Here is a 26,777-nt window from a genome sequence, read left to right as displayed (position 1 = left end):
GTGGAAGCCTGGAAGCCCACAGAGCGACCCCAGCGGATTCAATGAACGAAGCCGCAGGAAACGTGGAGTGTTCGATGCCTACCTGAGCCTGGAGGTTCACGTATGACAAACGCCGCCATCCCCACTCCGCCCGACGACGCGCGCACGATTGCGCAACGCCAGTGTCCAGATGACCTGTGGGCGCTGGGGGAGCGTGCCGTGGCCCGCGCACGCCGATGGGTAGATGAGTCGTCTCATGAACCCACGCCACGCTCAGCCAAACTGCTCTCGCGGATTCTTGCCGATCCATCGGGCCTGACCTTCACCACCCGTTTCGTTGATGACGTTGTACGCCCCGCGGACCTGGACGTGGCCAGCGCGGCCCTCCAGCGGCTCTCTGCTGGACGCACAGACTTCCTGCCCCCGGCGCTGGCCGCCGCCATGGGCCTAGGCTCGAAGGCCTCGCGCCTTGCGCCTCGAACGGTCACGGCCGTCGCACGGCGTGTTTTCCGCGAAATCGTCGGTGATCTTGTCGTTGATGCGACAGACAAAGGCCTCGGACCGGCACTAGCCCGTCTGCGCAAGGGAGGGAATCGGCTCAACGTCAACCTTCTCGGAGAGGCAGTCCTCGGAGAGAAGGAAGCCGCCCGTCGTCTCTTTGAGGTCTCCCGCCTCGTCGCGCGCGATGACGTCGACTACGTCTCGATCAAGGTCTCGGCCGTTACCGGCCCACACAACCCCTGGGGTTTTGAAGAGGTCGTCGCCCACGGGGTGAGCGCGCTGCTTCCCCTCTACCGTCTCGCCCGAGACTCGGGGACCTTCGTGAACCTTGACATGGAAGACTACAAGGATCTGGACCTGACGCTCGCTGTGTTCACCGCAATCCTTGACCAGCCCGACATGACAGGCTACGAGGCCGGCATCGTCTTGCAGGCCTACCTGCCCGACTCCTTGGGCGCCCTCCAGCAACTCCAGGAATGGGCGTGCAAGCGCGTCGATGCGGGAGGGGCACCCATCAAGGTGCGAATCGTGAAGGGCGCCAACCTGTCCATGGAAAAGGTGGATGCGCAGATCCACGGATGGGAGCTGACCACGTGGCCGTCCAAACAGGCAACCGACACGAACTACAAGCGCATGCTTGAGTGGGCGATGACCCCCGAGCGCACCCGTGCCATCCGATTGGGAGTCGCTGGGCAGAACATCTTTGACATCGCGTTCGCCTACGAGCTGCGCGCCGCGCGCAGCGTCCACGACAGCGTCGAGTTCGAGATGCTCTCCGGTATGGCCACCGGGATTCAAGAAGTGGTGCGTCGGGAAGTCGGTTCACTCTTGCTGTACGTTCCCGTCGTCAATCCCCGCGAGTTCGATGTGGCCATCTCCTATCTTGTGCGTCGCCTCGAAGAGAACGCCGCACCCGAGAACTTCATGTCCGGGGTCTTCGATATCGCCGCCGATCAAGACGTCTTTGCCCGCGAGCGTGATCGCTTCCTGGCGTCCTTGGCAGATCTCGATCCGGACGCCTGCACTCCCGTGCCCAATCGTACCCAGAACAGGTGCGCTGAGCGCGACCGCGGCGTCTCTGCCGAGCAGGGGAGCGTGGCGCAGCGAGTGCGCCGTCCCTTCGTCTCGGAAGCCGACTCCGACCCGGCTCTTGCCGCCAACCGCCAGTGGGCGCGCGACATCGCCGCAGCCATCCCGGCCTCGACGCTCGGCGTGGACGCAGTACGCACCGGCGCGCGCCGTCTCGCCACTGATGAGCAGATCGATGAGCTCGTCGAGGCCAGCGTTCGTGCCGCACATTCGTGGCAGGATCTGGACCCCGAGGAACGTGCAGCCGCCCTGCACCGCGTGGGGGATGTCTTGGCTGCCCGTCGTGCAGAACTCATTGAGGTGGCGGGGTCCGAGGCCGGCAAGACCATCGATCAGGCGGATCCTGAGGTGAGCGAGGCCATCGACTTTTGCCACCACTACGCCGCCGCGAGCCTGGATCTTGCTGACGAGGCGTTCATGGTGGGGGCGCGATTCGTTCCCGTTGATGTCACCGTCGTCGCCTCCCCGTGGAACTTCCCGGTGGCCATCCCCGTGGGCGGCGTCGCAGCAGCCCTGGCTGCGGGCAGCGCCGTCATCCTGAAGCCCGCTCCTCCCGCCAAACGGTGTGCGGCTGAGCTCGTGAGAGCTTTCCACGACGCCGGAGTCCCCGAGGATCTGGTCGCTCTCGCTCCGCTTGAGGACGGGGACATCTCACGCTACCTGGTCACGCACGGCGCCGTCGACAGGGTCGTTCTGACCGGTTCGTACGAGACCGCGCGCCTGTTCCGTTCGTGGAAGCCCGACATGCACCTGCTGGGGGAGACGAGCGGCAAGAACGCCATCATCGTGACGCCGTCTGCTGATCCCGATCTTGCGGTGCGTGATATCGTGCAATCCGCCTTCGCGCACGCCGGTCAGAAGTGCTCGGCGTCCTCCCTACTCATCCTCGTCGGATCGGCCGGACGCTCCGATCGCATCGCGCGCCAGCTCGTGGACGCGGCCTCCTCCCTGCGAGTAGGCCTGCCAGCCTCCCTGGACTCGCAGGTTGGCCCCGTCGTCGTACCCGACGATGAGAAGGCTGTGCGCGGTCTGACGACTCTGGGTCCGGGTGAGCACTGGGTTCTCACACCCCGCTACCTGGGCAACGGCCTGTGGACCCCCGGCATACGCGCGGGTGTGGTGCCCGGCAGTGAGTTCCACCTGACCGAGTACTTCGCGCCCGTCCTGGGTGTTATGCGCGTGGACACCCTCCAGGAAGCGATCGACGCGGTCAACGCGGTTGACTACGGCCTGACCTCCGGCCTGCACACCCTCGACAGCGAGGAACTGGACATGTGGCTTGACGGAATCGAGGCCGGCAACCTCTACGTCAACCGAGGGATTACCGGAGCGATCGTTCGCCGTCAGCCTTTTGGTGGCTGGAAGCGCTCAGCCATCGGCTCGACCACAAAGGCGGGCGGACCATCCTACTTGCTTGGTCTGGGCGAGGTCGAACCCGCCCACAATGCCTCGACGGAAGCCGAGACAACCCAGGCCCTTCTCGCGTTGGCCCCGGGGGTGCTCGCTCTGTTCGAGGCAACCGAAACTCAGCTGTCCGCGAGGGAGCGAACCGAGCTGCGTCGTGCGCTCAATGCCGATGCGCAAGCCTGGGCCAGCGCGTACGGAGCCAACCGTGATGTCACGGGCTTGGCATGTGAGCGCAACATCTTGCGCTACCGACCTACTCCGGTTCTCCTGCGCGCGGGCCGCGCGACGCCCCTGGTCGATGTCGTACGGGTCCTGGCCGCGGGCATTCTTGCGGGCGGCCCCATTGGCCTGTCCGTTGCCGAGGCGCTTCCGCAGTCGTTGTTGGATGCAGTGGAGGCCGCGGGCGTTGAGGTGAGCGTCGAAGATGCGGACGCATGGGATGCTCGCCTGGCCATGGTCGCGACCTCGGGAGGCCTGGGAATGCGTGTGCGCGTTCTCGGTCCGCACGACGAATCATCGCAGGAACGGTGGGCTCATGCGAGTCGTGTCACCGGGGGAAGCCCCGACCTCGCCCTGTACACGGGTGCGGTGACTCCGTGCCCGCATTCGGAGCTGCTTCCCTTCGTGCGCGAGCAAGCGGTTTCTATGACGAAACATCGTTTCGGCACACCGTTCGACCTGGCTGCCAGCCTCCTGTAGCAAGCACGCAGAAACGCTGTGGTGGCACCGCCTTGTGCGGTGCCACCACAGCGTGGGCCGCGATCCCGGCTTATCGTGTCCGCGATATCAGTCAATGGGACTGCGGGCAGGTAAAACGCTGGTGGGGCGAGCCAATTGGCTCGCCCCACCAGCGTAATGTCAGTGTCGTCGGACTCAGATCGCGCGGGCGACCTTGTCGGACTTCAGGCACTTGGTGCACACGTTCAGGCGCTTGGGCGTCCCATTGACCAGGGCGCGAACGCGCTGAATGTTCGGATTCCACCGGCGGTTGGTGCGAACGTGCGAGTGCGACACGCTCTTGCCGAAGCCGGGTCCCTTACCGCACACGTCACAAACGGCAGCCACGATGTTCTCCTCGGTATGTCTTCCACTTCAGTTCTGGCCTCCGCGGTTGCGGGGGCGCGCATCCTCCGGCGCTTGAACCGAAGGCAACCATGACAGAATAGCGGATGATGCGCACTTTCAACAAGTCGCAGCAGCCACGCATGGTGTCAGGTCGCACACAGAGCCTTTCGTGGGGAGAATTGTGAGGGGGTGAAAGGGGAAACATGGAAGCGAATGCATCGGTCATCATCGCGGCGTGCCGTGCCGGAGCGGAGGAGGCAGCCCGGCTGGCGCCTTTCCTTGACGACCTGGATGGCTGGGACGGCGCGGACTGCGACACGGGAACGAATGCTGCGGCAACGATGGCGGCGTTGGCTGCGGCCATGGGCTCGCTGGAGCCGCGCGCCCACCTGCGTGATGCCCTTGAGGTGGCGGTCGAGACGATCATTCGGCGAGGAGTCGGGCACAGCGGCCTCGCCCTGGGAGCGCTCTTTGACGCGTGGGGGAGTGCGCTGGCCGATGCCACCCACGTCACCGCGCTCGTGCTGCGCCGAATGCTCACCGCATCGCTCGCTCCCTCCTCCTCGTCCGTTGAGTGGTCGGACGCGCTCGTTGAGATGCTGGGGGGAGCGGTACGCGAACTGGAGGACATGGGGCAGACCCTGCCAGAGGCCGAAGAGGTGTTCTCCCGTTTCTCTGCCCAGGCCCAGATCGGCCTCGTGGAGGCAACCAACGAAGCCACGGGACGCATCGATCCCGGTGGTGCCTTCGTCGCTTTGATGCTGGCGTGCATTGACGCATCAATGCGCTCGGATGCGGGGATTCTCCAGTCCTTCACCGCGATGTTGGCCGACCTGGCCAAACGTCACTCGCGGGCGCCCGAGCCCGCCTCGCCGCCTCCCGGACGCGACTTCACCGTGGATATCATCCTGGAGGGGACCCGAGAAGACTTGAGGTCGCTGCTCGTCCGGTTGTCCGGACTCGGCGCGCGCCTGTCCTATGTGGGGCGCGTCGACCTTTTCGGAATGGGCGAGTGGCGCCTGCACGTTGACACGTCGGCCCCCCTGGCTGCCCACCCGACCTCGGGGCAGGTAATTCGTTTTCAGGTGAGCGACGCCAGGCCCGACGCTCAGATCGGCATCGATGAGCTTGCCGACGAGGGACTGAGCCACCGCGGGGTGCGCCTTCTTCAGCGCCGCCCCATGCGACGCGTTGAACGTGCGCGCGTCATTGCCTGCACGCGGGCTCCCGGCCTCGTCGAAGACCTCGCCAGGGCCGGAGCGGTCGTCTTTCTGGAGCCCCATGCGGGCGACGCCGCCGGGATCGTCTCCGCATCCGCGTCGTGCTCCGGCGTGGCGCTCGTGGCCCCCTGCGACGAGGCTAGCGCCGCCCTGGTGGGCACGGTCGCCTCGGTCCTGCCCGCGCCCGCTCCCGGGGTTCCCGCAATTCTGCGGGCGGCCAGCAGGGACGACCTTGATGTCTTGGCTGTCGCTCGGCGATGCGCCCCGCTCTTTGTTCCGCAACCGGGAGGACGGGAGGCCTCCCCGACGCTGGCGCGCATGCTGCGCGACGGATCCCACGCGGCCCTGGCGGCGACCACGAGCGCGGCCCTGCCTCGCGACGGGGACCCCGAGCGTATCGCCGAGGCTCTCGCCGACGCATCCCGTGGGGGCGAGCGCGCCTTCAGGCTCCTCATTTCGCGCGAGGACGATGGGCCGTATACGGTGGCGACCGTGCGCCAGCTGCTTGCCACTCGCGACGCGTCCTCGTCAATCGACCTCGAAACATGGGACGGAGGCCAAGTCGGCCCCAGCCTCGTTGCGGGGTGTACTCCGTGAGCGCTCTAGACGTGCCGCTGGCGCTGCGGCTTCCGAAGAAGACGGTGAAGGCGTGTGAGAGCGCCGGAGTGCGGACGGTGGGAGAGCTGCTGTCGGTCCCGCCGCGCCGCTACTATCACTGGGGTCGCCTCACCCCGATGTCCTCGCTGCGCGAAGGAGAGGACGTGACGATCCTGGCCGAGGTCGCATCGGCGCATCTGGTGGCCAACCGCAGCGGATCCGGTGTTCGCCTGGAGGCCCAGCTCACCGATGGCACGCAGTTCCTCTCGGCGACTTTCTTCGCGCACAACCACTACAAGCTCGCCCCCATCGAGCGGCTCCTGACCCCGGGGAGGTCCTTCCTCTTTGCCGGGAAGGTCGGCGCCTACCGTGGAAAGCTGCAGCTCACCCACCCGTCCTTCGAAGGGGTGGACGGGGACGACGTCGAGAGGGTCGCGTCGCGTCCCATTCCCATCTACTCGGCGATGGGGTCCCTCACCTCGTGGGCGATCGCGCGGGCCATCGCGATGGTGTTGGACCACGTGGAGGACTGTGATGTTCCCGATGCCGTACCCTCCGCCGTGCGCGCGCGCAACGGGGTACTCGCCCACGCCGACGCCCTGCGTCGGCTGCACCAACCGGAGACGGACGACGACTACAGACAGGCGCGCCGCTCCCTCGCCTTCGCGGAGGCATTCGTCCTCCAGGTCGGGTTGGTGGCCGCGCGCGCGGGGGTCCGAGCGGTGCCCGCGCCCGCCTCGCCCGCCTCGCCCGCCCTCGTCGAGAGCTTGACGGCCCTCCTGCCCTTCGAGCTGACCGATTCCCAACGCGAGGCCGTGGCCCGCATTGGCGTCGACCTGGCCTCCACGGTCCCGATGCAGCGGCTCCTGCAGGGAGACGTCGGCTCGGGAAAGACCGTCGTTGCGCTGATCGCGTTGCTGCAGGTCGTCGCGGCCGGCCACCAGGGCGCCTTCGTCGCCCCGACGGAGGTTCTCGCGGAGCAGCACGCCGCGTCGCTGCGTTCCCTTCTCGCCCCGCTGGGGGAGCGGGCACCCGACGTGCGCCTTCTCACCGGGTCGACTCCGCCCGCCGCCCGCCGTGAGATCGTGGCTGCGCTGGCATCGGCGCATCCCCTCATCGTCGTGGGCACCCACGCGCTCTTTCAGGATGGTGTGCGTGTCCCAGGCCTCGGCCTCGTCGTCGTTGATGAGCAGCATCGCTTCGGGGTTGAGCAGCGCTCGGCGCTGAGCGGGGCGCGCGAGGACGGCCGCGCCGTCCACGAACTCGTCATGACGGCCACGCCGATTCCCCGGACGATCGCGATGACGGTGTTTGGCGGCCTCGATGACACGCGCATGGTTGGCAAGCCAAGGGGCCGCTCTCCCGTGGCGACCTACCTGGCCGACGCGACCAACGACGCCTGGGTGAGGCGCGCATGGCAACGCGCCGCGGAGGAGATCGCCCAGGGGCGACGCGTGTATGTCGTGTGCCCGCGCATCGATCCTTCCGATGAGGTGGCCGATGCCGAGGATGAGGAGGCGCCGCCCCTCGCGTCCGTTGCCGAGGTCGCCCGCTATCTGCGGTCCCAGCCTGCCCTGGCGGGCGTGGCCATCCACGAGCTCACCGGGCGAACACCGGCCGGCGTCAAGGCGCAGATCATGGAGGACTTCTCCTGTGGGCGCGCCCCGCTCCTCGTGGCAACGACCGTCGTCGAGGTCGGGGTCGACGTGCCCGAGGCGACCCTCATGGTGATCCTCGACTCCCAGCAGTTCGGTCTGGCGCAGCTGCATCAGCTACGCGGACGGGTCGGACGCTCCTCGGTGCCCTCCCTGTGCATCGCGATGCACAGGCACGAGCTCACGGAGGCGGGACGCGCCAGGCTTGAGGCCTTTGCCCAGACGAACGACGGCTTCGAACTGGCCGAGGCAGATCTGCGCCTGCGCAAGGAAGGCGACGTCGTGGGCGCCGGACAATCCGGCACGGCTACCCACCTGAGGTACCTGTCCGTGCGCCGCGACGAGGCCCTGATCCGCGCGGCGAGGAAAGAAGCAGAGGCACTCCTTAACGAGGACCCAACGCTTGGCGGCCAGCCGGAGCTGAGGCGGCTCCTACGGGCCGGCTCGGATGGCAGGCTCGAATGGATGCAACGCTCCTAGGCGGCGCCCGGTAGGGTAGTGGCATGACAAGAATCGTCGCAGGGAGCGCCAAGGGACGAACTCTCGCGGTGCCCAAGTCCGGGACGCGACCGACCTCGGAGCGTGTGCGCGAGGCGCTGTTTTCGCGCCTGGACCACATGAACGTCCTGGCCGGGGCGCAGGTCCTCGATCTCTATGCCGGCACGGGGGCGCTCGGACTCGAGGCGCTCTCGCGCGGAGCCACCAGTGCGACCCTCGTCGAACGCGGGACGCCAGCCGCCCGGGTAGCCGCCGCGAACGTGCGTTCGACCGGCTTGAATGCGCGGGTTGTCACCGCCGACGCGCGCGCCTTCGTGAGCGCCCGCCGGGGGGACTTTCTCGGCGGGGAATTCGACCTGGTGTTCCTGGATCCTCCCTATGACGTGTCCGAGCGGGAGATGAGCGAGGTGCTCGCAGCCCTCGACGCATGGATCGGCCCCGACGCGCTGATCGTCGTTGAGCGTTCGACGCGGGCTCCAGCCCCTGCATGGCCTCGTTTTCTCGATCTCGAGGACCGACGAACGTGGGGGGAGACGGCGGTGTACTTCGCGGGGCCTGCCGCGGCCGCGCAGTACTCACACCCGACGGGGGTGGCCGGGCACGAGGCCGCCTCGCCCGGGAGGGGTTCCCTGTGATTGCTCTTTTCCCCGGTTCCTTCGACCCGTTCACCCTGGGACACCTTGACGTTGTGGAGAGAGCCTGCGCGGTGTGCGAGCGGCTCATCATCGGAGTGGGCGTCAATCCGCGCAAAGAGGGGTTTGTGCCCCCGGCTCTGCGCAAGGAACTCATCGAGGACGCGACCTCTCACCTGAGGAACGTTGAGGTTGTCTTGCTCAGCGGGGCAACCGTCGACGAGGCCGCCCGCATGGGAGCAACTCTCATTGTCAAAGGGGTTCGTTCCGGTCATGACGTGGACTACGAGGCGGCCCAGGCCGCGCTCAACTACGACGTGGGAGGGGTGGACACGTGGTGGATTCCAACGAGGCCGGGGCTGTCTCACGTCTCCTCGAGCGCCGTCCGTGAGCTTCTCGGCCTCCAAAAGGATGTGTCTCGGTATGTCCCGGAAGCGGTTGAGCGTTATCTGACCGACAATAGAAGCTGACGAGTGCCCGGCGGAACGCAGGAGGAGCCCATGGCCGATACGCCCGATGACAAGACTCAGGACGATTGGAACGAGGAAACCGTCTACGGTCCCTCCACCGTGATCGCCGCCCTCGATCAGATTGAGGATCTGGTCGAATCCTCCCGAGCCGTCCCCCTGTCCGCGTCGATCATGGTGAACAAGGCTGAGATTCTTGATCTTCTCGATCAGGCGCGCGAGGCCCTGCCCGAAGACCTCGTCGCGGCGGACGCGGTTGTCGCCGACGCTGACGCCGTCCTGGGGCGCGCGGATTCGGCTGCGGAGACGCGCATCGCGGAAGCAAACTCGCGGGCCTCTTCGACCCTGGACCAGGCGAACGAGCGGGCCGCGCAGATCCGCTCGGACGCGGAGGAGGAAGCGGAGCGAACGCGCTCTCGGGCGAGCGACGAGGCGAGCGCGCTCGTGTCGCAGGCGCGTGCTGACGCCGAAGCGACGATTGCCGACGCGAACGCGCAGGCGGCTCGGATCGTCTCCACGGAGAACATCGTGCGCATGGCTGAAGATCGTGCGCGCGAGATTGTCTCGGAGGCCAAGCGGTCGGCCGCGTCGCTGCGCGAGGGGGCCGACGAGTACGTGGCTTCTTCCCTGGATGAGTTGTCTCGGCTCATCTCGGACCTGGCCCGCCGCACGGATGCTGGCCGACGCGCCATCGCCGAGCGGCGAGGCGTCGATGTCACCGATGTGGACCTGAGCAATGAGTGAGAATCCGCTGGTCCTCTCCCTCGCGCGGCTGCCTCGGGCGCTCGGGTCCACGCGTCACGAGGACGTTTCCTGGATCGTTCCCGATGACCTGGGGACCCCGTCGATGGCGGTGGCCCCGGGGAGCGTCCTGGACGTGTCGGTGGACATGACGAGTATCGACGATGGCGTTCTGGTTCAGCTGGCTACCTCGGTGGATCTCGAGGGGGAGTGCGTTCGCTGCCTTGATGAGGTCAGGCGTCACCACGAGGTCACCAGCTCGGAGGTGTACTGCGAACCGGGTGCCCCGGCTCTTTCCGCTCAGGGGGAGGATGAGACGGAATCGCAGGATCTGTTCATGATCGGCGAGCGCGACACGATCTCGATCGAAACGCAGCTGCGCGACGCGATCGTTCCGCTGGCGGACCCGCGCCCGCTGTGCCGGCCCGACTGCGAGGGACTGTGCGATGTGTGCGGCGAGAAGTGGGCGGAGCTTCCGGCCGATCACGAGCACTTTGTCGTCGATCCGCGCCTGGCCTCCCTGGCTTCCCTGCTGGGTGATTCTCCCGAGCCGGAGCGATCCTGATGGGCCGCTCTAAGCACCTTCCGGTTCCTCCCCGCACCGATACCGATGCCCTCGTCGAGGCATGGGGGACGCGCATCGAGCCAACACTCCTCCAGCTTGCCCTGGTCCATCGCAGCTATGCGAATGAGGCCGGGGGAATCGCCAACAACGAGCGTCTGGAGTTCTTGGGCGACTCTGTCCTCTCCATCGTGATCGCCCAGAAGCTCTACGAACAGTACCCGGATGTCGCCGAATCCGATCTGTCGCGCATGCGCGCGGCGACGGTGTCGCAACAGCCTCTGGCTGCGGCGGCTCGCCGCATCGGGCTGGGTGATTTTGTCTTCCTGGGCAAGGGTGAGTCGACGCACGGGGGACGGGACAAGGATTCGATCCTCTCCGATACCTTCGAGGCGTTGATCGGTGCCACCTATCTGACGAGTGGGCTGGAGGAGGCGCGCCGCGTCATTCTCGCCCGCCTCGGCTTCCTGCTCGCCGACGCTCCGTCAAGAGGGCAGCACCAGGACTGGAAGACCCTCTTGGTTGAGTACTCCCAGTCGAAGGGACTGGGGGAGGTTTCCTACGAGGTCGAGGGCGAGGGCCCCGACCACCAGCGTGTGTTCACGGCGCGTGCCTACGTGTCCGAAAGTTCAGAGGCTCTCGGCGAGGGGAGGGCCTCGTCGAAGAAGCATGCGGAAAACGCTGCCGCGCAGGATGCGATGAAGCGGCTGGCCGCTGACGAGGAGTAGTAGTTACGCGAGGGCGTTTGCTCTCCCGACCGATAGGATGGATCACGTGAATGAAGATACGTCCGCGCGCACGCGCGTCATGATCGTTGACGATCACGAGATTGTTCGACGAGGTATTGCCGAGATCGTCGACCGCGACGATGCCCTGGAGGTCGTCGCCGAGGCCGGTTCCGTCGCGGACGCTGTGCGCCGCGCGGACCTGGTTCGCCCGGATGTGATCCTGGTTGATCTCCAGCTTCCCGACGGCACGGGAATTGACATCATGAATCGGCTGCGGGCCTCCCACCCGCAGATCCTCCCCGTGGTCCTGACATCCTTCGACGACGACGAGGCCCTGGCGGAGTCCCTGGAGGCGGGCGCGCGCGCGTACATTCTGAAAACCGTTCGCGGCGCGGAGATTACGGATGTCATCAAGGCGGTTGCGGATGGGCGCGTTCTGCTGGACGAGCGAACCCTGACCCGCAGGCGCGTCGATCACGAGGACCCCACCGCTGACCTGACGCCCTCGGAGCGCAAGGTTCTGGATCTCATCGGCGATGGTCTGTCGAATCGGGAGATCGGAGAGAAGCTCGGCGTGGCCGAGAAGACCGTGAAAAATCACATCACCTCTCTGCTGTCGAAAATGGGGCTGCAGCGTCGCACGCAGGTTGCCGCCTGGGTGGCTGGACAGCGAGCCGCGGCGTGGCGTAACTGAATCGGATGACAGTTCCCACAGGGGAGCGTATTCGGCGGGCGGGTCGGGTTTTCCGGCCCGCCCGCCGCCGTGTGTGAGCACCATTAATCTGTATGACAGTTCAGTTGTCGGATAAACAGGTGGTTCCCTGATTTGTTAGAAAGCTACTGTCAAACTGGTTTGTGAAAAAGTCCTGTGGGGTACCGTTCCTTCATCCTCACTGACGAGGACGGACACCGCAGTCCACCATCCCCTGAAAGGACAACCCGTGAACCTCAAGCGAACGCTTGCCGGTCTTGCGGCTGCCACTGCACTGGTGCTCGCACCCATGAGCGCCCCCGCAGTCGCCGACGCGCCACCCGCGCCCACCGGCGTCCCAGCAGCCGTCCCCCTGAGCACGACCCCCAAGATCGCCCAGTGGCAACAACTCCAGTACGGAATGTTCATGCACTTTGGCGTCTATTCCCTCTACGGCGGCTACTACAACGGCCACCGCCAGCATATGGGCTACCCCGAGCAAATCAAGGCATGGGAGAACATCCCCACGGAGGACTACAGGACCATGGCGAAGGGCCTGGCCTCCCACTTCGATGCCTCGGCGATCTGCCGGACAGCCCACGACGCTGGCATGAAGTACCTGATGATCACGTCGAAGCACCACGACGGCTTCGCCATGTGGGACACCAAGACAACCGACTACAACATCGTCAAGGCCTCCGACTACGGCAAAGATCCCATGAAGGAGCTGTCCACCGAGTGCAACAAGCTCGGCGTGAAGCTGGCCTTCTACTTCTCCATCATTGACTGGACGAAGCAAATCCCCGAACCCTACGGGAACCAAAACCCCATTGACGAGGAACTCATGACGGGCACGATCAAGCCCCAACTCACCGAGCTCCTGTCCAACTACGGGCCGATCGCCGAGCTCTGGTTCGACATGGGTGGCCCCACCGCCGAACAGTCTGCGCGCATGGCCCAGTGGGTGCACGAGCTCCAACCCGAAACGATGGTCAACTCCCGCGTGTGGAACAAGGCCGGCGACTTCGAGGTCGGCGGAGACAACTCCGTGACCACCGACTTTCACATGGGCCCCTGGGAGTCGATTCGTTCGATATTCCCGGCCTGCTGGGGCTACTGCTCGTGGGTTAACCGCAGCGGGGGTGCCAAGAGCGCCAAGGTCCAAGAACTCGTCAACAACCTCGTGGGAACCGTGGCCTCCGATGGGCAATTCGCCTACAACATCGGTCCCAAGGGCGACGGAACGATCGACGAGTTCGACGCCAGCGTCGTCACCGAGGTGGGGCAGTGGATGAAGCGCCACCCCGATGCCATCACGGGAGCGCGTCCCACCTGGTTTCCCGCACCAGCCTGGGGCAAGATCACGACCAAGGACAACGCCCTGTACTTCATGCCCGATGGATGGCAGGCGGGTCAGACACTGACCCTGCCCGGCGTTGGCGGTACCGTCACCGGCGTCACCGTTGACGGTACCGACCGGACCCTCGAGTACACCCAGGACGGCACCACACTGACCGTGACCGAGTCGGGAGACAACCCCGAGCCAGGCCTGCGTCCCGTCATCAAGGTGAGCGTCTCTGAGGAGCCCACCTACGTGCCCGAGCAGACGGTGACCGCGGTCGACGGAGCGAGCATTGCGGAGAACCAGTTCCTCGCACGCGCCTCCGCGATGCGTTACTCCGGGGCACAGGCGTACGATGCGTACCTCGTCAACAAGACGGGCACGCCCATCACCGACATGTCCCTGACCTTCAACGGCAACTTCGCCCCCGACGTCACGTACAAGATCACGCTCGGCACGACCTCCATCGAGGCCACCGGCACGCAGATCAACGCGGGAGAGATCGGTGAAGGATTCACCCTCGAACCCGGTATGATCACGCCGCTGCGCGTCGAGCTAGCCCACCCCTCCTACTACGCGAACCCCATCGGGGTGCGGAACCTGAGCGCAACGGTCCACGTCTACGACGCCAACTCGGCCACCCAGCCGCCGGTCATCACCTCCGGCCCATCCTCGGTGTCGGTGACCGCAGGAGAAAGCGCGACCTTCACGGTCGTCGCCTCGGGGCGTCCCGCGCCCACGATCACCTGGTACCGCGTCCCCAAAGGCGCGACCGAAGGGACCCTCATCGACGGCGCAACGGGCAGCTCCTACACCCTGAACACCTCCATCGAGGACGACGGCGCACAGTTCTACGCCCTGGCCACGAACGCCAACGGATCCACTCCGTCGGCGCGCGCAACCCTCACCGTGACGGCGCCCAGCTCCAACCTGGCACTCAACAAGGACGCACGCATGTCCTCCACCGGGTGGGGTGGGGTCGCCTCGCGCGCCGTTGACGGCAACACGGACGGCGTGTGGGACAACGGATCGCTTGCCCACACCGGTCGGCAAGCAAACCCCTGGTGGGAGGTCGACCTCGGCCAGACCCACCCGCTGGGAACCGTGAACGTGTGGAACCGGTCCGCCAGCGACAACTGCCAGGGAACCCCCTGCGACCAGCGGCTCCACGACTTCTGGGTGATCGCCTCACAGGAGTCTCTCCCGGACTCCTTTGACCCGGCCAGCGCCGCCGCCGTCGACGGCGTGCACATGATCAAGGTCGAGGGAGTCGGCGCTCGTCCGAGCGCCATCGACTTCGAAGGCTTCGAGGCGCGCTACATCCGCGTGCTCCAGCCGACCAGCCACGGCGAGTTTGCCCTCGCCGAGGTGGAGGCATTCGCCGCTGCTGGCACCGAGCCCGATCCGGAGGACAAGCCCGTTGCCCCCACCATCGAGCCCCTTTCGGTCAGCGCAAGCCCCGCCGAAGATGCTCAGATCACCGGAGACGGAGCGTTCCGGACGGTGACCGCGAAGAACGGTACGAAGGTGACCATCAGGGCCACCGTGACGGGCACGCCCGAGCCGATCCTGGCGTGGCACATCAAGAAAGAAGGCACGGAGTCCTGGGAGAGCCTGGACAACGAGAACGGCAACGAGATCACCCTCACCGTCGATGCTGCGCACAAGGGCGCGGTTGTGCGCCTGACGGCCATCAACGAGGCGGGGGTGGCCGAGTCAGGCCTGGTGTCACTCGCGCTCGCGGAGGATCCCGCACCGGACCCCGCACCCGAACCGGATCACACGGTCGGAACCTGGATGCACGACGGCGTCGGCTGGTGGTGGAAGATAAGCCAGGGCGGCTACGCCAAGAACGAGACGCTGTCTCTGGGCGGTAGCGTGTATCGCTTTGACCACAGGGGCTACATGCTGACCGGATGGGTCTACTGGGAAGGCGTCTGGCACTACCACAGTGAATCCGGTGCGCAGGTGAGCGGCTGGATCAAACCGGACGGACACTGGTACTACCTCGCGCCGGGCACGGGCATCATGGCGACCGGCTGGAGCAAAATCGACGGGCAGTGGTATCTCTTCGCCGCCAACGGAGCGATGGCCACCGGCTGGCACAAGCTCGGTGGGCTCTGGTACCACCTGGATCACTCCGGCGCCATGCACGTCGGATGGCTCCAGCAGGGAGCCACCTGGTACCTGCTGGCCGACAATGGCGCGATGGTGACGGGGTGGAAGCAGGTGGGCGGCACCTGGTACTACTTCGACTCCTCGGGCGCCATGGTTCAGGGCTGGCTCCAGATCGACGGCAGCTGGTACTACTTCGGCTCCTCCGGCAACATGTACACGGGTAGTCGACAGATCAACGGTCGCACGTACTACTTCGACCCGTCGGGTAAGTGGTTCGCGTGAGCTGGCGATGAGCGCGGGATAGCTCGGTGCTCGCAGAAAAAGGGGCGGGGGTGACGCGTGAGCGTCACCCCCGCCCCCAGGTCTTCTCGGGACCCCGGCCTTGTCCTACCCCTCCAGGGGAGCGATCCACGTGACCCTGGTTCCGCCTCCATCCCCACCTGATCCGGTATCGAAGCTGCCGTGGTGGCGCCGAGCGCGCTCGGCCATGTTGGCCAGACCCGAGTTGCGGGTCCGCGACGGATCGATCCCGCGCCCATCGTCGGTGATCGTGATGCGCACCCGCCCGGACTTGCCTCGCCCGGACACGTCAACGCATACGGTCGCGGCCGTCGCGTGAGCGTGACGCGCGATGTTCGACAACCCCTCACGCACGATTGCGACGACGTCATCGGAGAGGTCTGGGTCGACGCGGCCATCGAACTCGTCAATGACGACCAGCTCGTTGTCCAGGTCCGAGTTGATCGCATTGCCGTCGAGGGTGATGAGCAGGGAGGGGGCAAAGCCGAGGGCGGAGCGCGTCAGCGACGACTCCCTGCGGATTCGCTCGACCAGGCCGACGGCCTTATCCCGCTCGCGCAGGTTGTGCACGATCGTGCGGATCTGGCGGACGGCCTCGTCAATTGAGGCAAGAGAGGAGTCGATGAGCGACTCCAAGGAGGCTGGATCCGCCTCCCCCTGGGTAATCTTCTGCTTGGCCGCGTCCAGGGCCATCCCGGTGGCAAAGAGCTGCTGAATCGCAAAATCGTGCAGGTCGCGGCTGATCCGATCTCGCTCATCCAGGAGGGCTGCCACGTCCTGGGCGTGGCGCGCGGAGGCCAGCTCGAGCGCGAGGGTGGCCTGAGAGGCCAGGGATTCAGCGAGGGAGAGCTCGGCGCTGTCGAACTCGGGAGCACCAATCTGGCGCAAGAGGATGAGGACGCCCGATGATATTCCTCGAGAACGCAGCGGAGCGTAGAGGGCGGAACCAAAGGCGGCCAGCTGTGGCATGCGCATCGTCTGGGCGCGGGCCATCGAGTCGACGATCATGCCGGTCCCCTCATGCAACACGCTCATCGCGCGCCCCTCGGGTGGAAAAACCAAGCCGAGCAGGCTCGAGGCATTCTTTCCGTCGGTGATCTCGGCCGCCCACGTATCGCCCACGGATTGGAGGACGATGATCGCGGTGTCCGCGTGGGACACCTCGCGCACCGTCTTCGCGATGAGCTCGAGAGCCTCCTCCTCATCGGCCCCCTCCAGCATGGTTGTCGTCAGAGACTGAGAGGCGCTGATCCAGCGTTCCGTACGGCGTGAGTCCGCGTAGAGGTGAGCGTTCTCAACGGCGATGCCGGCAGCCGGAGCCAGCGCGGCGACCACGGCCGAGTCGCCGGCCGTGTATCCCCCCGGCTTCTCCGTGAGATAGAGCCTTCCGTACACCTGCTCGTGAACCAGGACCGAGACGCCGAGGAACGCGGGAGTGGACGGCGGAAGGTCGAGGTCGGTCGCGTCGGTGGGCGAGTTGACGAGAAGAGGCTCGGTGACGGGAATGGCCGTGATGAGCGCCCGGGGGACATCGGGCGCGGGCAGGGTGTCGTGGTGCTCGAGCTGCAACGTTGTCGCACCCCACGTGTCAAGGACCGTCAGCGTGGCGTGCGGCGAGGAGGTGAGAGCGCACGCCTGGTTGACGAAGTTCTGCAGGCCTGCCTTCAGGTCCAGGGAGCTGGTCAGATCCAGCGCCGCTTCGAGAAGGGTAAAGTCCGTGCTGTCGGTGCTCATTGTTCCTCCTGATCGAGTGCCCACCGGTAGCCGGGCAGGCAAGATAGAACGTGCGCGTGCGTGCCCTGTGCAACCACCCTCGCGCACTGACCGGCCTGCACGCGTCCCAAAACGAGTACCTGGTCGGCCTGGTCGAGGGCGCTGAGGCGATGCGTGACGACCAGGGTAGCGCGATCGGGTGGGGGAGTCAGGAGGGTGTTCATGAGCCTGTCCGCGGTCTCGCCGTCCAGGTGTTCCGATGCCTCGTCCACCGCCATGACGGGGGCCGGGACGAGGAGCGCGCGCGCCATCAACAGGCGGCGGCGTTCACCCCCGGACACCGTCGTCGCACCCGAACCGATCACCGTATCGATTCCGTCGGGAAGAGAGTCGATCCACTCGCAAAGTCCCGCTCGTTGCAGTGACGTCACGGCCTCTTCGCGCGTCAGGGATGCCTTCGCGACGCGCAGATTCTCGTAGATGCTGGTTGCGAAGATGTGGGCGTCCTCGGCGGTCATGGTGATGTGGGAGGCGACGTCGTCGCGGCGCGCCCCCCACGCGGGCACCCCGTTGATGAGGGCCTGACCGGACTTGGGGGGGATCACTCCCGTGAGGGTGGCCAGCAGCGTTGTCTTGCCGATCCCCGACGGTCCGACGATGGCCACGGAGGCACCCGCGCGCAGCGTGAACGTGATCCCCTCGACCAGGGTGGGGCCGCCCGGCCAGCCGATCGCGAGATCGTGAGCCTCGATGAGGGTGGCGCCCTGAGGGATGGCGTGCGAGGCGGAGGGAGACTCCTCACCGATGAGAGCGCAGATGCGCTGAGCTGCCTGCGCGCTGCGGACCAGCTGGGACGCGGCTGGAGCAAGCTCAGCGACGCCCTCGAAGGAGGACAGCGGAATGAGAACGATGACGGCGAGGAGAACCTGCGGGAGCGCGCCGGAGAGCGCGTGCGGGATACCGATGAGGAGAGCGGCGATGAGCGCCATTCCCACAGCGCACACGTCCAGGCCTCGGGCGAGCGCGGACAGGCGAGCAGAGCGAGCAAGAGCCTGACGCAAGGAGGCTTCGGCGCGGGCGAGCGTCCGTGTGGCTCCGAGCAGTGTCCCGGCCAGCGAGAGCTCGGTGGCACCCTCCAGCAGCGCCAGGGTGGTGGCGGCGATATCCGTGCGCGCGTCGCCCCCCTCGCCCTCGGCCATCCGCACGGAGCGGGCGATCAGGGCGGGCGCCACCACGCCCGACAGAAGGAGGCACAGCGCAAGAACGAGTGCCGATGCGGGCGAGATGACGGCGACAACCGCCACGGTCGCGACGCCGACGATGAGCGCGACGAGCGCGGGTAGGACGGTCTTCACGACGACGTTGCCGACCTCGTCGACATCGGCTCCTGCCCGGCTCATCAGGTCTCCGCGTCGCACGGACGATAACGCCGCCGCGGGAGCGCTCGACAAGCGGTCATACAGGTTCGCGCGCAGGTTGTCCATACCCGACAACGCGACCTTGTGCGAGGCCAGGCGCGACAGGTAGCGGGCGAGGGCGCGCGAGAGACCGAAGAGCCGCACCGACGTGGCCGCGACGGTCAGGTAGAGAACGGGCGGCTGCTGGGATGCCCGGGCAATCAGCCACGCGGCCGTTCCCCCGAGCGCGATCGCCGAGCCCAGAGCCGCGACTCCCAGGAGGAGCGAGAGCGCGAAACCGGAACGCGATACCCCAAGCAAAGCGATGCATCGGCGAAGCGCCGCGGATTCCGAGCGCGTCAGGAAGAGCCTCATGCGCGTTCCTCCTCGATGGCCGCGGCGGTCACGTCGATTACCGTGTCGGCGATATCCAGGACCGCGCTCCGGTGAGCAATGACGATGAGGGTTCGGCCCTGGGCGCGCATCGCGTTGATGGCCCCGATAATCGTTTCCTCGCTCACGGCGTCCAGATGCGCCGTGGGCTCGTCGAGAATGACGATCTGCGAGTCGGCCGCGAGGGCTCGAGTGAGAGCCAGGCGCTGTCGCTGCCCGACAGACAAACCGATCCCGCCGCGTCCGATGACCGTGTTCCAGCCATCGGGAGCCTCGGACAGGACGGCGTCGAATCCCGTCGCTTCGGCTGCTCGGGTGAGGCTCTCCAGGGGGAGGCCTCCCATACTGTCCAGGATCGTCCCGGGCGCCAGCGTGGGGGATTGCGGCACCCAGGAGATGGTGCTCCTCCACGAAGCGGGGGAGACCTCGGACAGCGGCAGATCTGAGCGGGCGGAGCCGCCCGAGGCCGCCGAGCGCAGCAGAATTCGACCGCAGTCGGGAACAGTGTCGGAAAGCAGACACGACACGAGCGTCGATTTTCCGGCCCCGGAGGGTCCGGACAGCGCCGTCACGGTCGCCGGACGCACGATGCCCGAGGTTGGACTCGGCGCCCAGGCGTCGCGCGAGCGCACGCCAACGCCGTCCAGGACGATGTCGGTGCGGGACATGTCCGGGCACGGTAGAGATCCGGCAGGGGGCAGAGCCTCGGCCTCCTCGATGATATCGAAGGCGGCACGTGAGGCCGTCACGCCGTTCGCAGAAGCGTGGAATTGCGCGCCTACCTGGCGTAGGGGTTCAAAGACCTCGGGGGCCAGCATGATGACCGCGAGTCCGTGAAAGAGCGACATGTGACCGAAGACCAGGCGCATCCCAACCTCGACGGCGACCAGAGCCACCGAGAGGGTCGTGAGGAACTCGAGAACACCACCCGAGAGAAACGCCACGCGCAGCGTCGACATCGTCGCCTTCGTATTCGCCTCGCCCAGCGCGCGCAGGTGGGGGCGCGGAGCCCTCTCGCGCCCGAGCGCGCGGAGCGTGGGCAATCCCGAGATGAGATCCAGGAGCTGGGCGGACAGACGCTTCATCGACACCAGTTTCTCGTCGGAGGCCGACTGGGTGAAGCGACCGATCAGGACCATGAAAAGGGGAATCAACGGAATCACGAGCAGCGCGATGACGGCAGACCAAAAGTCGAGCAACAGGATGACCCCCAGCGCCGCGGGAGTGACGGTGCACACGAGGACCAGTTGGGGGAGGAAGGCCACGAAGTAGGGGCGCAGGTCTTCGAGGCCGCCGGTGACCAGAGCCGCCGTCTGTGCTCCATTGGTCGCCCGCCACCGAGGCCCCAGCGCAATAGCCGACTCGATGACGCGGCGGCGTAGCTCGGCCACGGCTGCCCCCGCCGCTCGCGTGCTGAGTGCCTCGCGCGCGGCCACGCACCCGGCTCGACAGGCGAACACGAGTCCTATGGCCCCGATAGTGGGCAGAACGTCAACGAGGGAGGCGCTGCCGGAGACGATCGGGGACAGCGCCGACGAAACGAGCAGTGCCTGAGCGAGAACGAGGACGGCGGTGACGGTCCCAAGGAGGGCCGTCGCAGCAATGGGGCCGCGAGCCGATCGGGCATATCGCAGCAGGCGAGGATCGAAAGGACGCACGGATACCATTGTGCCCCAAAGCGCGGCGTCATGGGTCTTAGGTCCTCGGCTTCGCCTCGTGGATGTGCTTGTGCCCGGTCCCGCGAGACGGAACCGGGCACAAGCGGCGCACAAGAGTCAGCTGGAGAGGAAGTTCTCTCCCACGCGAATCTTGCTGAGCAGGAGTCCTGTCTTGGTCGACACGTCCTCGGCACCAACGCGAGAACGGAACGTCCAATAGGACCAGATGACGTAGACCGCAACGATCGGGACCAGGCAGGCCGCGACGATCGTCATGACGGTCAACGTCGCGTTCGTCGACGAGGCCTGCTCAATCGTCAGCGAGTAGCTTGGGTTAATCGAGGACTTCTGGACGGCGGGAGCCATCGAGGCGAAGACCCATGCGACGGAGCCGGCGATCGCGACGGAGGAGGCCGTGAAGGACAGCCCCTCTCGCCGCAGCGACGCCTGAGAGAGTGCGGTGGAGACGATGATCGCGAGGGCGGCAACGACGAGGGGGATCCACGCCAGGACATTCGTCGTGTACGCGAACTGACCCCAGAACAGCCACGCGGCGGCCAGGACGGTCGCGGCGATCGTTGCCGGAGCTGCGATCGCGTTTGCGCGATCGCGCACCTCCCCGGTGGTCTTCAGCGCCAGGAACTGTGCGCCGTGCGCCAGACAGACGGCGAGAACCGCCAGCCCGCCCAGGATGGTGTAGGGGGTCAGGAGGGAGAAGAAACCACCCGTCAGCTGGTGCGTTGCGCTCGCCAGCGACTGATTCACCAGCGTCGGGTCCACGACGGTGCCCGTTGCCGCGTCAACGACCTCGATGCGCATGCCCTGCACGAAGTTGGCGAATGCGACGCCCAGCAGCAGCGGGACGAGCCAGGCGCTGGCCGTGTGCACCCAGTCCCACGCGTGGCGCCACTTCTCGGTGGCGATCTTGGAGCGCCACTCGAGGGCGATGACGCGCACGATCAGGCAGACCAGGATGAGAAACAGGGCCAGGTACATGCCCGAGAACATGGTGGCGTACCACTCGGGGAAAGCGGCGAAAGTCGCGCCGCCGGCGGTGAGGAGCCAGACCTCGTTCCCGTCCCAGTGGGGGCCGATCGTGCGCACCGTCTGGGTGCGTTCGCGGTCGCCCTTGGCGACGAAGGGCAGGAGCATTCCGACGCCAAAGTCGAAGCCTTCGAGAATGAGGTAGACCGTCCACAACACGGCGATGAGGATGAACCACAGGATTGACAGAGTCATGTTCGTTGTTCCTCTCTCAGTATCCGAAAGACAGCTCGGCGGGTGTTTCGGCCGTGGGCTTATCAGCCTCGGGCGAGGAGTGGATGCCCTCGACGGCGTAGCGCTTCATGAGGACGTACCAGAAGACTCCCAGGACGCCATACAGGAGAGTGAAGAGGACGAGGGTGGCCAGCATCTGCCAGGCGGGAACGTTGGGGGACACGCCTATTTCGGTCATCATGGCCACCGACCCCAGGTCGGATCCCGCGGACAGCGCACCCAGGTTCGGTACGACGACCCACGGCTGGCGACCCATCTCGGTGAAGATCCAGCCGAAAGAAGCGGCTGCAAAAGGCAGCGGTAGGTTGACCAGGGCGACGACGCCGAGCCACTTGTTGGACGACGTGCGCCCGCCTCGGGTGGCCCACAGGCCCCAGGCGGCGAGGAGGAAGGCGAGCATCCCCAGGCCGATCATCAGGCGGAAGGACCAGAAGGTCACCATTTGCGGGGGCCGGAAATCGTATTGCGAGGCGTCCCCGTACTTGGCGGTGAAGTTCACGTCCGAGTTCAACAGGTCCACCATGCGTGCCTGAATGTCGGAAACCCCCTCGGAGGTCGCCGAGAAGGAGTTGTGCGACAGGAAGGAGGCGACACCGGGAACGCGGATGAACTGGGTGGGGTGCGCGCCGTTATCGCCCAGGGGGCAGGAGCCGAACTGGGCGACCGTGAAAGCCGCGCCGTCGGTGTCCACGCAGATGCCCTCGGCTGCCGCCATCTTCATTGGCTGAGCTGCGACCATTTCCTGGCCCTGGATGTGGCCGGAAGCGGCGGTACCGAGGCCGCCGATCAGGACGGCGACCAGCCCGAAGCGGGCGATCGGACGCCAGACGTCCCGGGACTGCGCCACGGCCTGCTCGCTTCCCTCACGAGCGGTGCGCACCATCCACCACAGGGCGATGCCGGCCACGAATGATCCGGCGACGAGCCAGGCGGAGGTGATGACGTGAGCGTACTCGCTCAGGTAGACGCCGGAGGTGATGAGCTTGAGGAAGCCAGCCACACCGTCGAGTTCGGCTCGGCCGGTCTCGGGGTTGAAGCGTGCCCCGACGGGATGCTGCATCCAGGCGTTGGCCGCGAGAATCCAGGCTGCCGAGAGCATCGTGCCGATGGCGACGCACCAGATGGTCGCCAGGTGCATGCCCTTGGAGAGACGGCCCCATCCAAAGATCCACAGTCCGAGGAACGTGGATTCAAGGAAGAAGGCCAGGAGTGCCTCGATGGCCAGCGGGGCGCCGAAGATGTCGCCGACGAAACGGGAGTATTCGGACCAGTTCATTCCGAACTGGAACTCCTGGACGATGCCGGTCGCCACGCCGAGGGCGAAGTTGATGAGGAGGAGCTTACCAAAGAATCGGGTCGCCTGGAGCCAGTGCTCCTTGCCGGTGCGGTGCCATGCGGTCTGCATGATGGCAACCAGCAGGGACAGGCCGATCGTCAGCGGCACGAGGACGAAGTGGTAGACGGTTGTGATGCCGAACTGCCATCGTCCGACCGTGACCGCGTCAAGCGCTGTCTGCGCGAGGGTCATGATGGGACCTTCTCGTGTAGGGATGAGGGATGTCGTTGAAGCCGAGACGCAGCCGTAGGACCTATGTCACGGGTTGACACAAATGTAGCCCAGATGTGTCGGCGGTACTGAGGGATAACGGGGCTTGGTGATCGTTTTGTGACGTACGCGTCTGATTATTTTTCCTGGTAAACGCCCTGTATTTGGGCGTGTGAGGCGTTGACCTGGTCACCCTTTCCCGTCGCATTCAACGGGGAAAGCATGTCGTGTGCGACAATGAGGACGAATGGATGTCGCGGGCGTGCCCCCGTGACGAGAGTCGAGCGATGACGTTTCCACCGCCGCCGACCGCTGCGCGTTTGCGCTCCACTAGGTTTCCGCCCCTTCGCGGGCGATGATAACGGGTGTGTCCGGGCACGTGGCGCACGCCCACCATTGGAGAATCGTGACAACCGAATCCACCACCCCCGTGGCACCCGCCGCGTCGCTGCTGTTCCAGGCGCCGGTCTTCCAGGCCGCACCCGAGGTCGCAGCACCGATTGGCGCCGAGGAAGCAGAACCCAAGCGCCGCCGCAATTCCTCCGCCTCCGAGGAGACGTCCGAACGCGAGGAAGCGGCCCCCAAACGTCGGCGCCGCTCTAAGAAAACCGTTGGCGACGCCGAGAACGAGAGCACCGCCGATGCGTCGGCAGACGAATCTTCTCCCGTTGAGCGCTCCGCGAGCGAGGAATCGGACGCCGAACCGAAGAGTCGGCGCCGTCGGCGCTCCAAGAGGGCCGACGAAGCTTCCAGCGCTGAGAAGAAGCCCGATGGGAGCGAATCCGTCGCGTCCCAGGATGATTCGACGGCAGACGACGAGGGGTCGACCCGTCGTCGTCGGCGCCGTTCCCGCTCGACATCGGTAGCCGTTGCGGACGATGGTGATCCCGCGGATCAGGTCCAGGCCCTGAAGGGATCGACCCGGCTCGAGGCTAAGAAGATGCGTCGCCGCGAGGGTCGGCGCGAGGGCAGGCGCCGCCACTCGATCTCCGAATCGGAGTTCCTGGCGCGCCGCGAGTCCGTCGAGCGCACCATGGTCATCCGCGATCATGACGGCCTGGATCAGATCGCCCTCCTTGAGGACGGGCTCCTCGTCGAGCACTACGTCGCTCGTCGCACCCAGTCCTCCATGGTCGGCAACATCTACCTGGGCCGCGTCCAGAACGTTCTTCCGTCCATGGAGGCGGCATTCGTCGATGTGGGTCGCGGCCGCAACGCCGTCCTGTACGCCGGAGAGGTCAACTGGGATGCCGTCGGGATGGAGGGCAAGCCCCGCCGCATTGAGGCCGCCCTCAAGTCGGGTGATCCCGTCCTGGTCCAGGTGACGAAGGATCCGATCGGACACAAGGGAGCGCGCCTGACGTCGCAGATCACCCTCGCGGGCCGCTACCTCGTGCTCATTCCGGGTGGCTCCATGATGGGAATCTCTCGAAAGCTGCCCGACAAGGAGCGCGCGCGCCTGAAGAAGATCCTCAAGGCCGTCGTCCCCGCCGGTTCCGGAGTCATCGTGCGCACCGCCGCCGAGGGCGCAACCGAAGCGCAGATTCGTGACGACGTCGCTCGACTCACTCGCCAGTGGGAGGAGATCGACAAGAAGCGTTCATCGACCAAGAACGCTCCGGTGCTCCTGCGCGGCGAGCCTGAGCTCGCGGTGCGCGTGGTGCGCGACATCTTCAACGAGGATTTCACCAAGCTCGTCGTTCAGGGGCGTAACACGTACGCTACCGTCAAGGACTACGTGGACGAACTCAGTCCCGAACTCTCCGACCGCGTCGAGCAGTGGGTGGGGACGGAGGACGTCTTCCACGCACACCGCATCGACGAGCAGCTTGCCAAGGGTATGGATCGCAAGGTGTGGCTGCCCTCCGGCGGCACCCTCATCATTGACCGCACCGAGGCGATGACGGTCATCGACGTCAACACGGGCAAGTTCATTGGCGCGGGAGGCACCCTTGAGGAAACCGTGACGCGCAACAATCTTGAGGCAGCCGAGGAGATCGTGCGCCAGCTGCGCCTGCGCGACATCGGCGGAATCGTCATCATTGACTTCGTTGACATGGTGCTCGAATCGAACCGCGACCTCGTCCTGCGCCGCCTTGTGGAATGCTTGGGTCGCGATCGCACACGCCACCAGGTCACTGAGATCACCTCGCTGGGGCTCGTGCAAATGACCCGCAAACGCGTGGGAGAAGGCCTCGTGGAGGCATTCTCCTCCCCCTGCGAAGCCTGCGAAGGGCGCGGATTCATCGTCCACCACCATCCGGTGGAGGCTTCCGGTGCCGACTCTTCGTCGAAGGGAGCCAAGTCGGCAAAGAAGTCTCAGAAGAGGGCGGAGCCGCGACGCATCGAGGCCGGGGTTGAGCACGAGCGGGCAAAGGAAGCACTCAGCGCGATCGCTGCCGCTTCCTCGCGCAAGGACGATGACGCTCCCTCCGAGGCGCCCGTCCCGGCCGCGAAGGGGACCGCTCAGGCGGCGGCACGCGAGGTCGAGGATGCCTCCTCGGCCACCGGCACCGAGCAGGCCAGTGCACCCGACCAGGCAGAGTCGAAGGCGTCGGACGCATCCGCGCAGGAGGCAACCAAGCGTCCGCGTCGGCGCCGTCGGGTCGCGGAAGCGACCCCGGTGCCCGATCTTCCCGTCCATATCGATTTGCCCGACCCCGTAGAAACGGCCGAGCAGGCTCCGGCGAAGAATGCGGTCGACATCGAGCTTCCCGAGCGTCAGGAGAAGGCGCCCGCGAACCGGCGTCGCGCTTCCCACAAGGCGGCGACCGCGGCCAGCGGGGAGCCTTCCTCGGCTCCCAGCCCCGCCGCATCCCCCGCTCACCCTGCGTCCCAGGAAAGCGCCCCCCGCAACGATGGTGGCCAGGCCCGGGAGGCTCCGGCGAGCGCGCAGGAGGGGACTCAGCCTCGCCGGTCGCACAGGCGCCGCGCGGCAGCATCCAGCGGAGTCGTCGAGCCCGAGGCCACTCCCGCGGTCGTCGTTGATCTTCCGGCGCGAGCCGAGGCAGGGGCGGCGGTCCAGGCGACGCGATCGACCGAAGATATTACCCTGCCGGAGGCCACCGACAAGCCGCGGACCAAGCGCCGTCGGCGAGCGGTATCAACCGGCATCGTAGACGCGGGCTGAGAACCGGAGTGAGAGGGAGGGGGAGGCCCTCCCTCTCGCGTCGAGGTGTGGAATCGCACAGCACTTCTGG

The 26,777-nt window shown here is 66.3% G+C and carries 17 protein-coding genes; 11 read left to right on the top strand and 6 right to left on the bottom strand.

Annotated features, from left to right (window positions below):
• Positions 1 to 102: 102 nt before the first annotated feature.
• Entirely contained in the window at positions 103 to 3,675 is a 3,573-nt protein-coding gene (locus NQK35_RS04295) for a bifunctional proline dehydrogenase/L-glutamate gamma-semialdehyde dehydrogenase (protein ID WP_257114651.1), read from the top strand.
• Between the two features lie 174 nt (positions 3,676 to 3,849).
• On the opposite strand, the gene rpmB is transcribed toward NQK35_RS04295, so the two are convergent.
• On the bottom strand, positions 3,850 to 4,041 hold the full coding sequence (rpmB, locus tag NQK35_RS04290) for a 50S ribosomal protein L28 (protein WP_003792657.1): 192 nt from the start codon (positions 4,039 to 4,041) through the stop codon (positions 3,850 to 3,852).
• 203 nt (positions 4,042 to 4,244) lie between these two features.
• Here rpmB and NQK35_RS04285 point away from each other — a divergent pair, with 203 nt between their 5' ends.
• The 9 genes from NQK35_RS04285 to NQK35_RS04245 all read left to right on the top strand — a co-directional run bounded on the left by NQK35_RS04285 (position 4,245) and on the right by NQK35_RS04245 (position 15,574).
• A complete protein-coding gene (locus NQK35_RS04285) occupies positions 4,245 to 5,858 on the top strand; it encodes a DAK2 domain-containing protein (RefSeq protein WP_257114650.1) in 1,614 nt (537 codons plus the stop codon).
• Positions 5,846 to 7,993 (top strand): ATP-dependent DNA helicase RecG, encoded by a 2,148-nt coding sequence (locus NQK35_RS04280; RefSeq protein WP_257114649.1) that lies wholly within the window; start codon positions 5,846 to 5,848, stop codon positions 7,991 to 7,993. The genes NQK35_RS04285 and NQK35_RS04280 overlap by 13 nt, the downstream gene beginning before the upstream one ends.
• A gap of 23 nt (positions 7,994 to 8,016) precedes the next feature.
• On the top strand, positions 8,017 to 8,646 hold the full coding sequence (gene rsmD, locus NQK35_RS04275; protein ID WP_257114648.1) for a 16S rRNA (guanine(966)-N(2))-methyltransferase RsmD: 630 nt from the start codon (positions 8,017 to 8,019) through the stop codon (positions 8,644 to 8,646).
• Positions 8,643 to 9,113, top strand: a complete 471-nt coding sequence (coaD, locus tag NQK35_RS04270) for a pantetheine-phosphate adenylyltransferase (RefSeq protein WP_257114647.1) — start codon at positions 8,643 to 8,645, stop codon at positions 9,111 to 9,113. The genes rsmD and coaD overlap by 4 nt, the downstream gene beginning before the upstream one ends.
• A gap of 30 nt (positions 9,114 to 9,143) precedes the next feature.
• Positions 9,144 to 9,854 (top strand): hypothetical protein, encoded by a 711-nt coding sequence (locus NQK35_RS04265; RefSeq protein WP_009211746.1) that lies wholly within the window; start codon positions 9,144 to 9,146, stop codon positions 9,852 to 9,854.
• Entirely contained in the window at positions 9,847 to 10,416 is a 570-nt protein-coding gene (locus NQK35_RS04260; RefSeq protein WP_048740434.1) for a YceD family protein, read from the top strand. Before NQK35_RS04265 ends, NQK35_RS04260 begins: the two co-directional genes overlap by 8 nt.
• Positions 10,416 to 11,141, top strand: coding sequence for a ribonuclease III (gene rnc / locus NQK35_RS04255; protein WP_009211744.1), 726 nt, complete (start codon positions 10,416 to 10,418; stop codon positions 11,139 to 11,141). Before NQK35_RS04260 ends, rnc begins: the two co-directional genes overlap by 1 nt.
• A 79-nt stretch (positions 11,142 to 11,220) precedes the next feature.
• The gene (locus tag NQK35_RS04250) at positions 11,221 to 11,835 is read left to right on the top strand and encodes a response regulator (RefSeq protein WP_034231900.1); all 615 of its coding nucleotides are present in this window, start codon (positions 11,221 to 11,223) and stop codon (positions 11,833 to 11,835) included.
• A 247-nt stretch (positions 11,836 to 12,082) separates the two neighbouring features.
• Positions 12,083 to 15,574 (top strand): alpha-L-fucosidase, encoded by a 3,492-nt coding sequence (locus tag NQK35_RS04245; protein WP_257114646.1) that lies wholly within the window; start codon positions 12,083 to 12,085, stop codon positions 15,572 to 15,574.
• A gap of 105 nt (positions 15,575 to 15,679) precedes the next feature.
• On the opposite strand, the gene NQK35_RS04240 is transcribed toward NQK35_RS04245, so the two are convergent.
• The 5 genes from NQK35_RS04240 to NQK35_RS04220 all read right to left on the bottom strand — a co-directional run bounded on the left by NQK35_RS04240 (position 15,680) and on the right by NQK35_RS04220 (position 23,559).
• Positions 15,680 to 17,326, bottom strand: a complete 1,647-nt coding sequence (locus NQK35_RS04240) for a GAF domain-containing sensor histidine kinase (RefSeq protein ID WP_257114645.1) — start codon at positions 17,324 to 17,326, stop codon at positions 15,680 to 15,682.
• Positions 17,323 to 19,077: a thiol reductant ABC exporter subunit CydC gene (gene cydC / locus NQK35_RS04235; RefSeq protein ID WP_257114644.1), complete on the bottom strand. Its 1,755-nt coding sequence runs from the start codon at positions 19,075 to 19,077 to the stop codon at positions 17,323 to 17,325. The genes NQK35_RS04240 and cydC overlap by 4 nt, the downstream gene beginning before the upstream one ends.
• On the bottom strand, positions 19,074 to 20,762 hold the full coding sequence (gene cydD / locus NQK35_RS04230) for a thiol reductant ABC exporter subunit CydD (RefSeq protein ID WP_257114643.1): 1,689 nt from the start codon (positions 20,760 to 20,762) through the stop codon (positions 19,074 to 19,076). Before cydD ends, cydC begins: the two co-directional genes overlap by 4 nt.
• A gap of 108 nt (positions 20,763 to 20,870) precedes the next feature.
• Positions 20,871 to 21,992: a cytochrome d ubiquinol oxidase subunit II gene (cydB, locus tag NQK35_RS04225; RefSeq protein ID WP_257114642.1), complete on the bottom strand. Its 1,122-nt coding sequence runs from the start codon at positions 21,990 to 21,992 to the stop codon at positions 20,871 to 20,873.
• A gap of 16 nt (positions 21,993 to 22,008) precedes the next feature.
• A complete protein-coding gene (locus NQK35_RS04220) occupies positions 22,009 to 23,559 on the bottom strand; it encodes a cytochrome ubiquinol oxidase subunit I (RefSeq protein ID WP_009211737.1) in 1,551 nt (516 codons plus the stop codon).
• A gap of 373 nt (positions 23,560 to 23,932) precedes the next feature.
• On the opposite strand from NQK35_RS04220, the gene NQK35_RS04215 reads away from it, so the two are divergent.
• Positions 23,933 to 26,707 carry an Rne/Rng family ribonuclease gene (locus NQK35_RS04215; RefSeq protein ID WP_257114641.1) on the top strand — a complete coding sequence of 925 codons (2,775 nt, stop codon included), beginning with the start codon at positions 23,933 to 23,935 and terminating at the stop codon, positions 26,705 to 26,707.
• The last annotated feature ends 70 nt before the right edge of the window (positions 26,708 to 26,777 follow it).

The sequence above is a fragment of the Schaalia odontolytica genome, from assembly GCF_024584435.1.
Lineage (GTDB): Bacteria > Actinomycetota > Actinomycetes > Actinomycetales > Actinomycetaceae > Pauljensenia.
The sequence above is the reverse complement of the archived record's forward strand: the minus strand, read 5'-3'. Positions and strand labels throughout refer to the sequence as shown.